Consider the following 16,773-nt stretch of genomic DNA (forward strand, 5'->3'; position numbering starts at 1 on the left):
AGGCCCGAAAACGGGCCTGATCGGGGTGCAAACAACCCGAAAGTGGCGATGATTTGAGCAGTTTTTAACCATTTTTGAATACTTTGGTCATGAGGTCGATTTTTGGATGTTTGAAATCGAGTTCTTCAGACCTTCCCTAAGGCACCATGAGGGACTGCTTTGGCCATGAAGTGAACGGTTTCGCTCGCCGGGCCGACAAAAGCTTCAACCTTAGCTCCTGCTGCGGTTAGCCGTTTATGATTAGCCTGAACGCGAGATTGATCTATGTCGCCGATCAAAATCTTTGTAAAAGGCGCTTTAGTAGTGGAGGCGGCCGAATATGCAATGACGGAGCCGCCGGGACGAGTGAAGGCTTCGCCTTCCACTTGAAGACGACCGGGCCCACAGAAGGGGTCGATCAGAACACATTGTGGAAATTTTCGACGGGCCATCTGAGTGGCGATGATGTAGTCCGCTAAGTACTTATGCTTCTGTTCGGTAACCCATTTACCAACTCCACGACCATGTGGACCATATTCAATGGGTAATTCCGGGTATGGATCGGTCAGTTTTAGCTGCATAATTCTGTGTGGCACCGTCGGTTTGTTGCATCGTCATTGATAGGTGTGATCGCGTTCCAGGTGATCCACGGTCAATCCGTAGCCGATGTTTTGTTGCTATATAGCGGTGTATTGCAATAGTTACAGATAAATACTCTTCGTGAGTCGCTGCTGTTTCGTAGCCCTTTGTTTTTGATGTTGATTGAATTGCACGCGCAGCAACTAATCCCTCGGCTTGTGAAACATTCGGGGTGCCTTCGCAGATAATCCGACAGGCCCAGTGTTGGCTGCCATATTTTCTTGCATTTCGATGAGTTACATAAGAAACAAAAAATACTTGATGCTAAGGAAGATCAGAACATCTACCGCTGCGAAGACTGCCAGCTTCCAAATGTGCGCCATGACTCGTAAGTAAATGCGTGATTATTTTTTGTTTTATAACAGTAATTGGGGCGCTGTGCGCTGATTCCGCTAGCCCAACCACTCCCCACAACCATCCCAGTGCCAATTGATCTTGGACCTCATAATCGAGACTGATTTTTGGTCCGTTTGTTGCGCCAGTAGTTGCTGCAATACATCTTGCATGTGTTCCAAGCCTTGAGGCGCGATTTGTTGGCCAAAAGCTCGGATCGTTGCATGGGCTTTGTCGATATCAGCCTCAAACGGTGCCATGATCCGATCATATTCGTCCATGTCATCGTCATAGGCCTTGGGGTCAGGTTCAATCGCTACCAGGTACTCCAGGGCGCTAACAAAATCTTCATAGCTGGTGGTCATGGTGCTGTTTCTCCAAAGAGGGTGTTGATTCATGGTTGTGTACGGCCTGGCGAGTTGCTTGAGCAATGCCGATATCGAGCGCAGCGCCTTTTTCCTCACGTCGGCTGACGGCAAACGGCAGTTTGGCCATGTCGTTAGTGTAGACACTGATTTTCTCTTTTGCGCGTGAGATGGCCACGTAGAAAACGTCAGATTTGGTGGTTCGACTATACGTTTCCTGATTCAAGATGACCTGCGTTGCTGTAAGACCCTGGGCGCTGTGTACTGTACTGGTGTAGGCATAGTCCATATGTAAAGGATGGACCTTGTCTGCATCCAACATAAGCCGTTTGGAGATTGAGCCATCTTCTGCTCGCCTACCAATCGTTACAGTAGTAGGTGTCGCAGCAAGAACCTCATAGCGCGCACCGTTCACTAGATCCAGCTTGGCATTATTTCGGGTAATACGTATTTGTTCGCCGGCACTGAGCTCTGCTTTACGAAGCTCATAAATTGACAGTTTGGTCGTGCGAGAAGGGTTGAATTCAATCATTTCGCCCGTTTGCAGGTGGGCAACCTGAATGCGGTTGCGATTAGTGTCAACTGATGTGACTTTGTACTGGTTGTCTGCAAGCAGCCCGTTACGGTAATCTCGCTCGGGCTGAATGATGGCACCCACTTCGTAATAGCGCGCCGATCGACGTTGGGCTTGAGTCGTGTCCACGCGTGTGAGCAAGTTGAACTCGAAGCCTTTGCCTTTGAGCCCTAGCTTGTCATGCACCAGGTCGTTCAAGGCATTTCGAGAGTCGTTGGTGCCAGTAATGATCAGCGTATCTTGACGAGTTTTCTGATCGAGCGACACGTATTGATCAGCCATTGCCGTATATCGGTCTGGGCTCTCTTTGATTTCCAGTACTGAATCTAACTTGGTCTGGATAATATGAAGCGCTTCAGAGGCCCGACCCTGGGCTGCTAATTCAACGGCCTTGCGAAGTAGAGGATCTTTTTGTCGAACAATATCGCCCATAAGGGCTGTTTGCATTCCTTCATTTTGCAACTGGTGCATTGGCTTGCCCGCTTCGATCGCCTTTGTTTGGTCTTTATCTCCAAGCATCACAACACGGGCTCCTGCAGTTTCGGCATTTTTGAGAATTTTTTCCATCTGGCGCGTAGGGACGACAGCGGCTTCGTCAATGACAAGGATTGTTTTGTCATCAAGCTTGAATCGACCTTGTTTGGCTTCAAGCATGGACGCGACAGTGACAGCCTCAACGCCAAGGCTACGTAGCTCTTTAACCTGCGTTCCGTAAGGTGCGACTGATTTAACGGTGTAATCGGCAGACTCAATGACTTGCTTTACCTGGTTGAGCATGAATGATTTGCCCACACCCGCGAGCCCTTGCACGCCAATAATGCGGTTTCTGGTGCTGAGGATAAGGTCAGCGGCCGCCAGTTGGCCAGGCTTGAGGCCTTTATCTGCTAATTTTTGCTTGATCACGTCTGGTGTCATGATGGCTTCAACCTTTTCTCGCCCTTCACGCTCGATCTGAATAACACGTTTTTCACGCTCTCGTGTGGCCTGGCTCGTATACCGAGTTTCATCGAGAATCAGACTTCCCGTGGCGATCGCACGTCGTACATTCTGACGGGCTTCAGACGGGGTTGCGCCTTCACGAACGAGGCGTTTTACCCATTCTTGGCGGGAAATCGCTGTATTGATGTCTGCAACATCATTAGAACGGTAGACGTTGGCGCCTTGAATAAGATGTCCGGCTTTGATCGAGCGCGAAACGGCCTGCTCGATTTGCCTGACCGATATGCCGGTGCCCATACTGTGGTTCAGTGCCAGCTCTTTTAAGACAGACTCACGAATGATGGCCTCTCGTTCGGCATGATGCCGTATCGCCCATGCCACGCACTGATCGGCAATGCTGCTTTGAAGCTGGTCGCTAACAGTTGTAGGTGATTCCGGGGTAATCCCAGGGGTCGGTACGCTTGGATGCTTTTCATCCGGTGTGGCAGAAGGGTGGGGCTGGCCGGGCATCGTTTTGTCATGATCAGGCTTGGTGAATTCGACAGGTCGTTTTGCGGCCGCAAAGTCGATACCCAGGTCTTTGGCTTCTTTTTCCCATCCCTTTTGTAAATCATCACGGGTAATTTCGGGTCGCTTGGCGTTTCGCGTAGCCAGGGTAATGGTTTGCTTTAGGTCATGGGACGCAGTTTTTCGGGTTTTGCCCATCTTGGCCAGCTCGGCTTCCACCGACATGCCCCGCTTGGAAAAATATTCAATCTGTTCGCGGTTGATGTTGGCCAGCTCGAAACTGTCTTTTTCATAGCGAAGGGCGTAACCAGCTTTTTCCAGATACGCCGCCATTTCGTTCTTGTAGATTGTGTCCAGCAGTTTCTTGTTTTGGAAAATTTGCTCATTAGCCACAGAGACCCATTTACCGTCCGCACGGCGAGTGGCGTTCATGATGATGGTATGGGTATGAAGCTGGGGGTCAGCATGATCTTCTTTCGAGGGGCGGGCTGTTTCGTGTCGAAACTTCGCGGCAATGATGTTTGCCGTTTTTTCTGAAGTCGTCACGCCGTCGACTTTCTGGCGAGCCCTGACCAGCTCGCTTTCGAGGTATTCCAGCGCTTTTTGAACAGCATGGTCATGCGCTTCAAGCACTTTGCTGTCTTTACCAATCAGCGCCTGAATACTCACTGATTTTGGCGCTGAGAACGTTAGGTCTTCTCCGGCCCGAGACTTAGCGTCCTTGCGGACCGATTTAGCAAGGGTGACATTCGGGCCGAAGTCACCCTTGAGCGCAGCGGTGAATCTCTCTTGGGTAATGTTGCCTTCTAGCCCGATCTGAGCGGCACCTTGCCCTTGCCACTGGGCTGAGTTGCCATCCCGGTTGTAGTAATCGTCCTTTTGGTCAGCGTAGTAGTGGCCGACTTTATTCGCGTTGCCCCTGTGTAGGGTCTTCAGGGAGATCATTGCTGCTCCAATGCGTGGTAACTACGCCGTCTTCATCCCAGGTCGTGGTTGATGCTGGGCGAGCTGACAGCGCTGTTTGTTCAACAAATGAGGGGTTTCGGGTGACAAACGAAAGGGGCTTGAGCACAAATTTGGCGATTGGCCGATCTTCAGCAAAGGCGACGTAGCCCGTCAGCTCTGGCAAGGCCTGAATTTGCGCGGCTGTGACCACGGCTTCAGTTTGCCGAACCAGTCGTTCGCTGGTGCCTCGGGAGCCGCCCGGATTGCGTGAGTCGGTGTACTCCGGTCGGGCAACCTCATGCTCGCCCAGAGCCGTGGACATTTCCTTGGCGGTCTCAGCGTCGGTTTTAGACCCGCCCAGTACTACCAGATTACGAAAACTGGCCCGTAGGGTCTGGGACATGTGTTTGCCGTAGATCTCATCGAGCTGGGAGACGGTCTGCAGGCCTGCCACGACGCGCACGCCGTGCTTACGACCTTTGGTTAGCACGTCTTCAAGCGACGCCAGTTTCTCCAGCGAGGCCAGCTCGTCAATCAACAGCCACCAGCGTCGGTGGGCGCTTTCGGGCATGGACAGGATCGAGGAGCAGAAAACGTCGACCCATGCAGAGAGCAGGGGCTTCATCGCCGTTTTCATGTCTTCGCGCCAGGTGATGTACAGGCAACCTTTGCCGTCTTCCATCCAGTCCCGGATACTAAAGTCGCCGGTCGGCATCGAACGATGCTCCGACAGCTTGTTGGACAGCACGAACCGCGCAGAGTCAAACGCTCTTGTCGATTCGGATGCGCCTGCAAACAGTGATGCCGCTTCAGTGTCCTTGAGAAACGTCTGAATTTCTTTAAACGGCGCTTCGCAACACCAATAGTTGACTTGGTTGATATCGTGAATGTTTAGCTCAAATAGCTTGCGCGACACCGCACGCAAGAGTAGGCGACCAAAGCTATTCCATTCCTCAGCATTGGCATCGCCACCGAGCGGAACGACGGAATATGACAAGCGCTTCCAATCGTACTCAGCCCTGACCTCGTTAAAGTACATCCAGGGTTGAGTGCGCTCATCGTAGGGATTCAGGATGACATCGTCCGGTCGGCCGAACTTGCTGTACAGATCCCCATTGGGGTCCACGACGACCATGCGATCGCCACGCTTGAGCGCCGAGAGCATCAGTTCGCGCAGCAGTACCGACTTACCGGAGCCTGTCGCGCCATTGATCAACAGGTGAAGGTTCTCAACCGAGGTGGGCATGGGGACCCCGGCAATGCGGACTTGCTGCGTTCCTTTTTCGGTACATAGACGAACCAATCGCTTGAAGGGAACGACCTCGGTACCGCGAATGTGGCGCTTGTAGCCCGCCCCATCAAAGCCCTCACTTTTGGAGATTTTTTTGAGCGAAATAGCCAGGATAAAGCTCAGTATTAAGCCTGCGCCCAAGGCGATCATGAGCGGTGGATACGCAAGGGTTGACCGTATCCAGTGCGAGAGCAGCAAAAAGTTAATCGATTTAATCGACGTACCGCTTAGGGCCATGGCTGTCAGGAGCCAGGCTGAGAAGGGCAGAACGACAAGAGAGAACTTGATAATCCGACGGCGTATATCCGGCGCCATGAGGCTTCTCCAAAATGAGGTAAGAGTGGGCGGGCTACTGGTCAGCTCAACAGCAACGTCGTGACCAGCACACCCACTAGGCCGCCCAGTGCGCCGGCGGACGCTGCGATTGCGGCAGTGGCCTTGACGTTACATTGGCCGATTCTGGTCAGGTGCTGTTGTGTGCTTAAGAGGCGTTGATTGGCCTGGTTGAGCGTGGTAGCGGCGTCTTCGCCGGCTTTTTCGATGCGCGCTGCAGCCTGTTGCGTAGCGTGATGCGTGGCATGACGCAGCTGTCCTGTGAAGCTCTCGATGCGCATTGATGCTTCATCGATTTGCTTACCGATCGCCTCTTGACGCTGGGCCAGGCTATGGCCTTCGATAAGCAGATCGCGATACAGGTATTCGAGCTTGGAGCGCGGTGTGGCTGGGGTTTCGTTTTCGACGTGCATAGACAGGTCTAAGCGAAGAGGGCTTTGAACGTTTGGTCGAGTTCACGGTGGACTGGGCGCGCCAGACTTTGCAAGGCGGCAAGGTCACTGAGTCGGTCAATTTCTTCATCGTCATTGGGGTCGGTTTCGCGCACCTTTGCGCGGTAATCGGTTTGATCAGCGACGATGGCCTCGATGGTTAAACGGCGGTTGGCCAGCAGGTCAAAAACTTCACTTTCGAGGATTTGTGCTTGCGGGTTGGCCAAGAAGGCGCGAGATAGCTGCGCGTAGGCGAAGATCGGTGCAAATTCTTCTTGGGCGCTCACGTCGACGCGGTTAAACAGCACACGAATGCGCTCGGGCGTGACGCCAGCGCGACTGAGGGCTTCGATCGTTTTGATGGTCTCGCGCTGGGCTTTGCCAGAGGGGACAACCGGCAGCACGAAGTAATCGATTTCGGCTTGTGCCTGGTCGTACTTGTTCAGTTCGGCCAGGAAGTCCTCGATGTTTGAGGCACCAACGTCCACGATGGCTGCCCGAGCTGTGAGTAGCTTGCGAAAGAGCTTGCCAAAGTGCGCACCACGCAACTGATCGACGTCCAGACCAAGGTCGGCGGCCGACTCGTTGGTGGATTCAACCGCGATGATTTCGGCCTCAGGAATGCGCGGGGCCAGCAGGTGGCTAGTGACGACGGTTTTACCAACAGATCCGGAAAAATTAACTACAGCGATTCGCATGGAAACTCCAAAGGTGTGTGAAAGCACTGACGCCGATCTAAGGGTCACCAGATGCCTTGGGTGGTTATGGGGTGAGCGCATTGGCTCGGTGAAATGCGGTTGGGATGTCCAGCCGTAGCGATCCCTCGCCGTGGCCGAAGCGATGTCGGGCAAAGCCCGTAACGGGTGCTACCTGCTGGCAGGGTGGTTCACGCCGCCGGGCGAACTGCGAGGGGCGCAGGCGGGTGCAGTCTTAGGTGTCGGTTCTTTGCTCAGGCCTGAGCCGGCCCTGGGTCATCTGAAAAACGTCTTGCGCCTTCGTCGACGCACGAAGATGCGGCAAGGCGTGAGCCGCCTAGGCGTAGGCCCGTTGCCAGGGGTCCACCTTTCCCCGCCCGAAGGGAAGGGGACTGGTGTTATCACAGGCCGGCGCCGTCAGGCGTCGGGGCGAAGGGAGCGTAGCGACCGAAGGGTAGGCGCGCGAAAGCGCGAAAAAAGCGCTCGCTGATTTTCACGGCGGGCGCAGTTGTTCACAGGTGGTTTCCTGTTTTAAATAAGATTTAAATAGATTTAAAAGATTTAGGCTGTGGAAAAAGACTTTTTCTAACGAAAAATCAATAACTTGAAAATGTGTCCGGTGTGTAATAGACGCGATTTGGTGTGTAATAGACGCGATTCGGTGTGTAATAGACGAAAATCGGTGTGTAATAGACGAGGCTTACCGCTCAAAAATTGGGTTATCCACAGAAAATTGCCGGGTACCTTTGTCTTTTACACACCAGAGCCCCGAGACACGGGTGTTTATCCCCCAAAACAAGATCATCATTGCGTCTTTTACACACCAGCATTGTCAGGACATTGCGCTCTGGCAGGGGCTAGCGCCCTTGTCGATTACACACCACACCGTTAATTGAGGGTGAGTAAGCAGGGCATAGACTATCGCGTCTATTACACACTTCGCGCCCTGTAGATGGTGTTCACTAACAAGGTGTCCGGGTTTGTCTATTACCCACCGAGGTCTAGATGCTGACGTTTGGCCTTTCGGTTCTGGCGCTTTGTCTATTACACACCGCCGCTTAGTCCGGCTCGAGCTCCAGGCCTACATCGTCGCCCTCGACCATGGCAATCAACTCGTCGGGTGAGGCCTCGCGATTCATGATGACCAGCATGGGGCCGGTTTTGCCCGGCTCTTCGGTCAACACATACTCGGGCAGATCATTGATCTGGATTTGCTTGCGTAGCATCCGGCAGAATTCTTTGAAGGTGCCGGTGCTGCCACTTCGCTCATAGATCAGCTTGAACGACCAACGCGCACGCCCGCGGCCGGCAACGCGCCGGGCCAGACGATACAGGTATCGTCCGATCCCTGGCTCAATCAGAAAATAGTCGGGGTGCACAGTCAGAATCTCTGGTTGCTGCGCCTCTACGACCTCCCGGTAGATCCAACTGGGTATTTCCATCTCTACGCTGGCCACGACGCCGTTTTCTGCGTAGGAGAGCACACGATAGTTGCTTAGCAGCCCTTCGCCCTCGGCCATGCGTATAACGCGACCATTGCGTCCTTTTCGGGTGCGTACGATCTTGAGCGATGTGTTCTTTAGCCGATCAAGCGCGTTTTCCAGTTCTTCGTATTGTCGACCGCCACTGGGACGGCGACAAAATTTCAGAATCTCCATGACACTGGGGCGAAGCAGCCGAGTGGGCTTTTCGCCACGCCCATCGCGGTACCGGTTCATCGCTTCGGTCAGATAGGAGATGGCCATCAAGATAATGTCGTAGTCCCATACTGAGGCCATCCCGTCTGGGCCTGCTTTGACCTCGATATAGCCGTCGGCCAGCGCGTAGTGGATGGTTTCCCCAGGGCGTTTGTCGCGTTTAGAGAGCCGAAAGACGGCAACATCCATCATCGAGCGGCTGTCTCTGGTGGAAATGTCCCACATGGGTGGGGTAAAGAGGTCGCGCTGCGCATCACCTGCAGGAGCTGCGCGAAGCATCGAGGCTGATGGCCCGCTATCGTGATCTTCGCTGCTTTGGCATTGCGGCATCGGTGTGGTTGGTGGGGCATCTTCAAGGTGTTTGCGCTGGGCGCAAAGTGCCATGGACTTGATTCTGTCCAAAGGGGTTTGCTGGTTTTGCATGGAGGTCGATCTCACCGAAAGGTGGGGGCAGGGCCGGGCCATGAAAGGCTACCGACCGCGAATGACAGGGCGCTAATCCCTGGGCGTCAGTTAGTGCGAGGCCTTGGGCGATGGCGGGCGTAGGCCGGCAATGGCAGGTTGTAGTCGCGGCAAAATTCTTTGAGCGCAATCGACCACGCCTTTTGAGGCCAGAGTTCGCCTTGTCCCCATGGGTTTGCTGCGTTAATGGCTGTCAGAATGGCGCTATCGCTCATCTGGTGCTCGCGACATTGATCGTAGACATCCAACATGATCATGTAGGCTTGACCGATGTCTTGATTGCGCAGGCTGTGCTCGTGTCTTGTGCGCGTCATGTGCATTCCTTTTGCTAAAGTCAGGCTGTTTCACTGGGCCGCTGCGGCTTGAAGTAGACCTGTGCCAGCTTGTAATTAGCAAAGTACAAGGCGATGTCCAGGGTCGAGAACAGGTAGCTACGCAGCGTCTGCACGTCGATCTGATTGCCCGCGACCGATTGTTTAATCAGCATCGCAACCCGATCAAATACATCGCGTGCGCTGTTGGCATGGATGGTCGTAATTGAGCCCGGATGCCCTGTGTTCAATGCCGCCAGGTACTCCCAGGCTTCTGAGCCGCGAAGTTCCGATAAAAAGATCCGATCCGGTGAGCTGCGCATGCAGGCCTCGACGCAGTCCGTGGCACTGACCTGGCCAACCCCTTTGCCGTAGATCAAATGAACGCGGTTCGGATGGTTGGGCAAGAACAGCTCATGAACGTCTTCGATGGTGATCAAGCGCTCCGTATCAGGAATTCGCTCAATGAGGCTGCGCGCAAACGTCGTTTTGCCCGATCCTGTTTTGCCGCCAATGATGATGTTTTTGTGATGAAGTACCGCAAATTCAAGAAAAGCACGCATGTCGCCATGGTCTTTGAGGGCCAGCAGGAGCTTGTCGACATCATTGAGGTGGGTTGTGTCACTGATTGGGTCACTGGTGTCTTGCCAGTCGCTAAATGCACCTTCGTCAGTCAGCTCATCGAGACTTTTGACAATAGAGCTGTGCTTACGAATGTTGATCGAGATCGTGTCGTCCAGCACCGCGGGCGGTTGCATAACCTGACCGCGTTCTCCGTCCAGCAGTTTGAGCGACATGATTGGGGAAAAGTTGACGTTGTTGTAGCTGGCCATCGCGGCGACGAGCGCTTTGAGGTAGTCAAACGTCAGTTCAGGAGCTGACTTTTCGTGCCAGACACCTTTGATGCGTACAAAGATGGTGCCAGGCCTGGGGATGGTGACCTCACGCACCTCATCATCACGCAGGTAGATTGAGACGGGCCTGAGCATCTGGCGCAAGGCCACGCCCTTGGTAGAGTTTGGATCAGGGTCAGCTGGCGCAGGGGATCGAGCATCTGAAACGACGGCAAGATTTGTGGGTGTCATATTCAAAACTTTTTAAATGTAGGCGTCCCTTGCACTGCTCGCGCAGCGCAAGGGCGGCTTGAAGGGGCAGAACGTAGGCAGGCAGGCTATCGGCGCTGACCTAACATGGGGCTATTGTTTTGCGCTGGGCGCAGCGCATACACACTGCTGAAGTCCAGATCGCGTGCAACGTAAATCCCGATTCGACCGGCTTGATTGCGGTAAAGCGTGGGCGGGATATTGATGGTGTTGTCCAATACGGTGGTGATGGCCTGTTGGGCCGCATCACTTGAGTTATCAAAGCGGATGCTGCCCTCATTGCTACCACCACTCCCTTGGCGGCTAATCCAATTGCCAATATCACCAATCAGGCTGATCATGATGGCCCCGCCGAATCGGGCAGCAAAGTGCGTATCAATCTCTCCGTCCAGGCCAGCCTCGCCAAGCGCCCCGGTACCGGGTGAGTCCAAATGCACCACCACACCGTCAGGCGTTTCCAGGCGTGACCAGACAATCCCGATTCGGGGTTGTCCATGCGCGAGAACGCCTTGTTGATACCCCACAAAGATAGTGCCAGGATCAATCAGAACGACACGTCCACTGACCGAGCGCACTTCACGCGTGGCGTAGCAAGTAATCATCCCGGCCTGTGCTGAGACGAACTTGGTTTGTTGAACGCAGTCGATCATGGCCCCTTGGGTAAGCAACAAGTCTCGGTTTTGCAAGAGCCCGGCCTTGGCCATGGTCAGGCGAAGAGGGCGCAAGCGATCGGCCATGGGCCCTTCATCGCGCTGCTGTGCGCCAGCGCCCGATGCAGCGTCATTTGTCCCGTTCCTAGTGCCCTGGTCGTTTTGTTGACCTTGCAGCCCCGGAGAGAGGCGGCGCTTCTCGATAGGGTCTTCGAAAAGAAGTTTCCCCCGAGGTGGGTCCGAAGGGGTTGTGGCCTGGGCAAGTTCAGGAACCAAAGGGGCTGGCTCTACCTTTGGGGTGGGTGCCGGTGCAGGCGGCAAGAGTGGTTGGCTAAGCTTTAACTCAGGCAACACGTTCTCGATTTTGCTCCTGGAAGTGCCGCTTTTAGAGTCTTCGTTAGCGCTTTTGCCGTTCAAACGAACAACAAGCAACACCAGCAAGAACAGCACCGTTGCAGCCAACATCAGCAAAAAAGCTTTGGCGCCGGGTGCCATGGGTCGAGCGGCATCATTAAAGTCCGCTGGCCCTTGATCGTCATCGATAGTTTGCGTCTGTGCCTCAATTTGAGCGACAGCATCGATGGCTGCGGATGAACCTCGCTTAGATTTGAACCAACTCATGGCAAAGCCTCCGTGCGCAATACACGCTCAACGTCAGGTGAGATTGTTCGCGTGGGCATCGGGCGGGCTTGATGGCTGCTTTCATTGTAAATTGCCAACACTTGGTCACCCAGACGTAAATGCCATTTGGCCGCAATGCGATGCATGACGATCGTTTGAGCGTCTGCCATATGGCGGTTGGCAATGACTTCATTGCCGTCAGCGTCGACAAAGTAAACGGCTGGCAAGTCCTGACCAGGTGCAAAACGCAGCCAGGTCTGTGCGCCATCATCCCAAGCGTTAACAGGCGCCAATGATTGGTCACCACTCATGGTGTAGCTCTGCCAGTTAATGGCAACGCCTGTTTGATCCAGCGCCTGATTGACCTGTTGCTGCGCGGCATGCGCCGCCGCGATCGTCGCTTCGCTTTCAGGGTAATTCAACGTAATGCGGTGGGTTTCCTTGCCCTTGCCGGGTGCGGCGTTTTGAAGCAAAAAGGCGTAGTTGCGCTTATTAGTAATGACGATCAGGTTGGTGTCGGCCTGTTGCGCGATGGGTTTGAGTAGTAAATGCTTGCCTACCTGCTGAAAATCGTAGGCCGCCGCATCACCGAACGCATGGGTTACATAGGTTTCGTCGTCCGCCAAAACGATATGTGTGGTGACGCCGGCGACGGTCGACACGGCAACCACATCGTTGGGGTCGTACTCGGTACTGCGGATACGGGAATCTTTTGGTGAGGCTTTGGGGTTGTCCAGGGCCAGGGCCGGCGAGGCGGTGAGCGTCACCGCCAGGGCCAGGCCCAGCACCGTCAGGGTGCGCCAGATCATAAGCTGCGTTCCATGGAAGGTTCAGTTTTAGCGGCGGTAAGTTCTCGACCAAAGCTCATACCCGCTTGCATTTGTTGCTCGTGCTCAACGCGCGTGACCAGGCCAACACCACCGATAGCAACATTGGGATAGTGAATTGAAAGGTCTTTATCGCGCTCGGCCGCCTCAAAGGCGCAAACGAGGCTGGATTTTGCGTGAACGATCAGATCGCCGGTTTCTTTATCGAGCTGAACGACACAGTTGGGCGTGGTGCCAACCACAGGTCCAACGTACTGTTTGCCGGCCTCAGGTTGGCGCATCTGCTTGTCTTGCTCAAAGTACAAGTCAACAGCGCGGCGCTGTGCCTCCATACGCATTTCGAAGTGCTTGGCCAACATGGGCGCCACTTGAATCGACAGCGGTACTCGCAAGTCGGCATCTTTGGATAGATGGTCTTTGCAAAGGCGGCTGGCGCCATACAAGTCCCGGGCCGCGTAGCGCTCCAGGTCCTTGTAAAGGGCAATGCGTTGGGCGTTGGAAAGAAGGTGAGCTTGCTCTAGTCGTGCGGCCAGCTCTTGGTCTTTTTGCGAGTGCATGGGCGGTCTCCTTATTTACGTCGCGAAGAAGCAGGCAGTGCGGGAATCAATAGCCAACGGCAAAGGCCGATAGCGCTGATTACGATGTATCCGGCTTGCATGGCGATCAGGCCGTAAGCGCTTGTCATAAGCGCATAGGCGATCCAGCAACCGTTAGACAAAAGAAAGGCCAGGAAACCCCAGCCTGAAAGTCGATGGTTTGCGGCCAGTAGGGCCGCACCGGCAAGCCCAAGTAGGGCGCCGAGCCATTCAAATATGCCGAGCCAGGTCATTTGCCACCCACCTCAACGTCTGTCGTGTAGCTGAGCACTTGAAAGCCAAGCGGGTTTTCTCGACCCACGGCCTCGGACAAGTCAGCATCGATGTAGCCGTAGGCCAGCGTTGCAAATAAGTGCTCTTCAGCACCTACGGACTGGTTTAGATTGTTTTCCAGACGACGCGTAAACCGCACGGTTGCACTTTGATTGGGTCCGAGCGTGATTGAACGCACATTGACTCGAACCCGAGTGTGGTTGCCGTACAGTTGATCAAGGGCCTTATCGCCTTTGAACTTTGCGTAATAGGCACGTTGCACTGACGGGTCGCTAAAAAGGGCGCACCGATCGTAGTTGCTTTGGATCGTGTACCAGTCATAGCTTTCGCAAGCCAGGACGTATTGGTGAATGAAGAATCGGGCGATGCGTTCGCCGTAGTCTTCTTTGGGATCGGCCAGGCTGGTGATGTTCTCGATCATCCCGGTCGCGTTATCAACGCGCACAACATGCAGCTCGGGCGCGGCTTTTAGTGGTGTTAATCCTGCGACAGCTATAACGCTGGCTAGGGCCAGCGTACCGGCACCGATTGCAACTCGCCAGGCGGTTCTACGGGATTTAAGGATTTCGGCTAAGAGGTCACGTTCCTGGCCGCGTGCACGGGCCAGCTCGTCGTCAAGCGACAGCTTTGGATCTTCGGATGACATGGGATTTCCTGGAAATGAAAACGCAAACGCAAAAAATCCTGCCGCTTGAACCAAGGGGCAGGGCTGATGTGCGTTTAGGGGAAGGGGATTTGTCGCGGGCGCGACAAATGAAGTCAGTGGCTAGGCCACTGCAGGTGACTTGTCAAAAATATCGAAATTCGTGTTTGGTGGGGCAGCAGGTCATCAAATGATCTGCTTTTGCCACCGTGTCAGATTAATAAGCCCTGTCGGCTAGAGTCTTTGTAAAACCGCTACGACGTTTTGCCAACGGTACTTAACTGGCGATGCTGCGTTAGCAGAGTCCAAAGCCGTTAACGTCGCCTTGAAACGATGCGATATCAATAAGAAGAATTCGCGATTCATAGTTGGAAAGAAAATGTTAACCGTATCTACGTCGATTCTCGTTTCTTCGTAAGCTCTTGTTTAGCCGATCCATAGCACGTTGATTGCGGCGAGAATTTTCATTCGGAGTGTTTGTCCAAATGATCGCGTGAAACAAGGCTTTGAGTGGCCACCAGACTAAGGGGCGAACAATCCAAACCAGAACGAAGGAGGCACTTCGAGAGCCCCAAAGTATTAGTCGCGTGAACAGGGTGTTGGTCGCAACGGTTTGCAATGTTTCCGATAACTCGGCAGCAGCTGCGTCTGGCTTTCCCAAGTCAATGCGCTTAGGGTTGTCGCCCAGGCCGGTTTGCTCGTTCTTCTGAGCGTCTTTGGGCCAAAATGGTTTGAACGTGTCGCTCATAAGAAACTCCGCCATTGGGACAGATTGTTATGAAAAATGTTCACTAACTGTACCAGTAAAACTGGCTGGTTGTACAGTGGTTTGAAATTTAAAGTTTCCCAATTATTGGCATTTCAATGCCTTCCCCTCCTGTGACTTTCCCGACAATCACTGCGGGAAGCTTTAGGAGCGTGATTGCGACAAACGATACCAATAGGAGGACCCCCAGAATCTGAAAGACGTTAATGACATCTACGCTAACCATCGTTGTGATGATGCGCTGAATGTAACTCAGCATGCCCATGACAATGCTGAAGACCATCGTGAATATCAGACCATAAAAGGCAAAGTACAGTGCTTGTTCTACCCACTGATTAAAATATTTCTTAGTCGGCTCAAACAAGTAAGCCGCGATAAAGAATGGGCCAAGCATGACGACTAACGCCATCCCAACTTTAGCGACTGTCATAAGAACCAAGCCAACAATCGTGACCAGGGTGTACAACACAACGATAACGATAGAAACCGTCGCAAAAACCACGGCTCGGAACATATCGCCCAACACACTGGGAGAGCGATCACCAATTTTTGTTGCCGTTTCCAGTCCTGCGTTATGAAACTCTGCAAGCACATCGCGCACGTTGCCGGGACCCCCAGTAATGATTTGGAGTAACTCATCCGGTAACGCCAACATCGTGCCCATGATTTGGGTCTGGTAAAACCCACCGGCCTCTATGATCGCAACCACAAAGACGATCCTGAAAATGTTGATAAGCGCTTTGCCAAAGGGCGTCGGGATTTGTTGAGTCGCCACCATGACCCCGTAAATCATCAGGCTAATGGCAACGGCGATTTCCAGCGGTAGCCAGATCGCACCGATGATACGTTCAAGATTGCCTGCAACGCTCGATAAGAGCATTTGATTGATCATTTGATCCAGCCATTGAACGATATTGCCAAGACTGGTCAGGGCGATTGATGGCGTCGAGTCCATGGGTGATGTCCTGGGGTAGGTGTAGCGCCCGGCCAAAGTGACCGGGCTGGATCGCATGAAGTGGTTGTCGAGCTAAGCTTGCGTTGGCTTTCCAAACCGTTCGGAGTGTCTAGCCACTTAGCGGATGTTTGGAATCGGTGCCCGGATAGCTTCAACGCTAAAAGAGGACTCTTTGGACAGTTGTGCTGCTTGGCGTTCGATCAGCGCTTTTTCTGCCTCAATCTGTCTGCTTAGTAGGTCAGCACGCATTTGGTCGGCCATGATGTTGGCCTGTTCCACTTGTAAACGGGCCTGCAAGTCCGCGATGGCTTTGGGGTCAGTGGCCAGATTAATTTGAGCCTGCAACTGATCGACCTGCTCAAGTCGGGCCAAGGTGCCTGCTTGGGCCTGTTCTAAAAGCGCCTTGCTTCGAACACCCAGGTTCTCTACACGCCGGGTGAGTGCCTGGTTGTCGATTGAAAAGTCGCCACTTAACCGCTCTTCGCCTTGTATGCGTTCGATCGAATAGGCTATGGAGCCTGCAGAGTTCTCACCCGAGCGTAAGACGGCTTGAACGTCATCAGGTAGTGAGCGACGAATGGCTGGGTTGTTGAGCAGATCGCCCAAGTTACGAGTACCCGTCAGTGCCTCGTATTGGCGATGGGCGCTTTCCAGCTGCGCTTTGAGCGTTGCGATTTGCTCCAGGTACTTGGCCAAAGACTCTGCATGTTGCAGTGCTCTTGCGGAGATACTGGCAGTGTCAGTGACTGGAATCTGGGCTGCGGCGTTGCCGCCGACCAGCGTCAGTAATACCAATCCCATATTCCGAAAATATTTAAGTGCTTTCATTTTTATTACC

General features: G+C 53.6%; 17 protein-coding genes. All 17 read right to left on the reverse strand.

Features of this window, described 5'->3' with window-relative positions:
* Positions 1–125: 125 nt before the first annotated feature.
* Positions 126–560 carry a hypothetical protein gene (locus CHR62_RS10850; RefSeq protein ID WP_123660952.1) on the reverse strand — a complete coding sequence of 145 codons (435 nt, stop codon included), beginning with the start codon at positions 558–560 and terminating at the stop codon, positions 126–128.
* Between the two features lie 450 nt (positions 561–1,010).
* Entirely contained in the window at positions 1,011–1,316 is a 306-nt protein-coding gene (locus CHR62_RS10855; protein ID WP_123660953.1) for a hypothetical protein, read from the reverse strand.
* Positions 1,300–4,281, reverse strand: a complete 2,982-nt coding sequence (gene mobF / locus CHR62_RS10860; protein WP_123660954.1) for a MobF family relaxase — start codon at positions 4,279–4,281, stop codon at positions 1,300–1,302. Before mobF ends, CHR62_RS10855 begins: the two co-directional genes overlap by 17 nt.
* Positions 4,241–5,887, reverse strand: coding sequence for a type IV secretion system DNA-binding domain-containing protein (locus CHR62_RS10865; protein ID WP_123660955.1), 1,647 nt, complete (start codon positions 5,885–5,887; stop codon positions 4,241–4,243). The genes mobF and CHR62_RS10865 overlap by 41 nt, the downstream gene beginning before the upstream one ends.
* 41 nt (positions 5,888–5,928) lie before the next feature.
* On the reverse strand, positions 5,929–6,318 hold the full coding sequence (locus CHR62_RS10870) for a hypothetical protein (RefSeq protein WP_123660956.1): 390 nt from the start codon (positions 6,316–6,318) through the stop codon (positions 5,929–5,931).
* Positions 6,319–6,326: 8 nt separating this feature from the next.
* Complete coding sequence (gene stbB / locus CHR62_RS10875; protein WP_123660957.1) at positions 6,327–7,034, reverse strand: StbB family protein; 708 nt, start codon at positions 7,032–7,034, stop codon at positions 6,327–6,329.
* Positions 7,035–8,089: 1,055 nt separating this feature from the next.
* Positions 8,090–9,112, reverse strand: a complete 1,023-nt coding sequence (locus CHR62_RS10880) for a replication initiator protein A (RefSeq protein ID WP_123660958.1) — start codon at positions 9,110–9,112, stop codon at positions 8,090–8,092.
* A gap of 125 nt (positions 9,113–9,237) precedes the next feature.
* Positions 9,238–9,504: a hypothetical protein gene (locus tag CHR62_RS10885; RefSeq protein WP_123660959.1), complete on the reverse strand. Its 267-nt coding sequence runs from the start codon at positions 9,502–9,504 to the stop codon at positions 9,238–9,240.
* 20 nt (positions 9,505–9,524) lie between these two features.
* Entirely contained in the window at positions 9,525–10,490 is a 966-nt protein-coding gene (virB11, locus tag CHR62_RS10890; protein ID WP_233574978.1) for a P-type DNA transfer ATPase VirB11, read from the reverse strand.
* 182 nt (positions 10,491–10,672) lie between these two features.
* Positions 10,673–11,875: a type IV secretion system protein VirB10 gene (virB10, locus tag CHR62_RS10895; RefSeq protein WP_123660960.1), complete on the reverse strand. Its 1,203-nt coding sequence runs from the start codon at positions 11,873–11,875 to the stop codon at positions 10,673–10,675.
* Entirely contained in the window at positions 11,872–12,684 is an 813-nt protein-coding gene (gene virB9, locus CHR62_RS10900) for a P-type conjugative transfer protein VirB9 (RefSeq protein WP_123660961.1), read from the reverse strand. The genes virB10 and virB9 overlap by 4 nt, the downstream gene beginning before the upstream one ends.
* The gene (locus CHR62_RS10905) at positions 12,681–13,259 is read right to left on the reverse strand and encodes a hypothetical protein (protein ID WP_233574966.1); all 579 of its coding nucleotides are present in this window, start codon (positions 13,257–13,259) and stop codon (positions 12,681–12,683) included. Before CHR62_RS10905 ends, virB9 begins: the two co-directional genes overlap by 4 nt.
* 11 nt (positions 13,260–13,270) lie before the next feature.
* Positions 13,271–13,531, reverse strand: a complete 261-nt coding sequence (locus CHR62_RS10910) for a hypothetical protein (protein WP_123660962.1) — start codon at positions 13,529–13,531, stop codon at positions 13,271–13,273.
* The gene (locus CHR62_RS10915; RefSeq protein ID WP_123660963.1) at positions 13,528–14,217 is read right to left on the reverse strand and encodes a virB8 family protein; all 690 of its coding nucleotides are present in this window, start codon (positions 14,215–14,217) and stop codon (positions 13,528–13,530) included. Before CHR62_RS10915 ends, CHR62_RS10910 begins: the two co-directional genes overlap by 4 nt.
* 379 nt (positions 14,218–14,596) lie before the next feature.
* A complete protein-coding gene (locus CHR62_RS10920) occupies positions 14,597–14,962 on the reverse strand; it encodes a hypothetical protein (protein ID WP_123660964.1) in 366 nt (121 codons plus the stop codon).
* Between the two features lie 88 nt (positions 14,963–15,050).
* Positions 15,051–15,935, reverse strand: a complete 885-nt coding sequence (locus CHR62_RS10925) for a type IV secretion system protein (protein ID WP_158609121.1) — start codon at positions 15,933–15,935, stop codon at positions 15,051–15,053.
* Positions 15,936–16,052: 117 nt separating this feature from the next.
* The gene (locus CHR62_RS10930; RefSeq protein ID WP_123660966.1) at positions 16,053–16,763 is read right to left on the reverse strand and encodes a type IV secretion system protein; all 711 of its coding nucleotides are present in this window, start codon (positions 16,761–16,763) and stop codon (positions 16,053–16,055) included.
* Positions 16,764–16,773 lie beyond the last annotated feature (10 nt).

Origin of the sequence: Pusillimonas sp. NJUB218, assembly GCF_003788685.1 — a bacterium.
GTDB lineage: Bacteria > Pseudomonadota > Gammaproteobacteria > Burkholderiales > Burkholderiaceae_B > Neopusillimonas.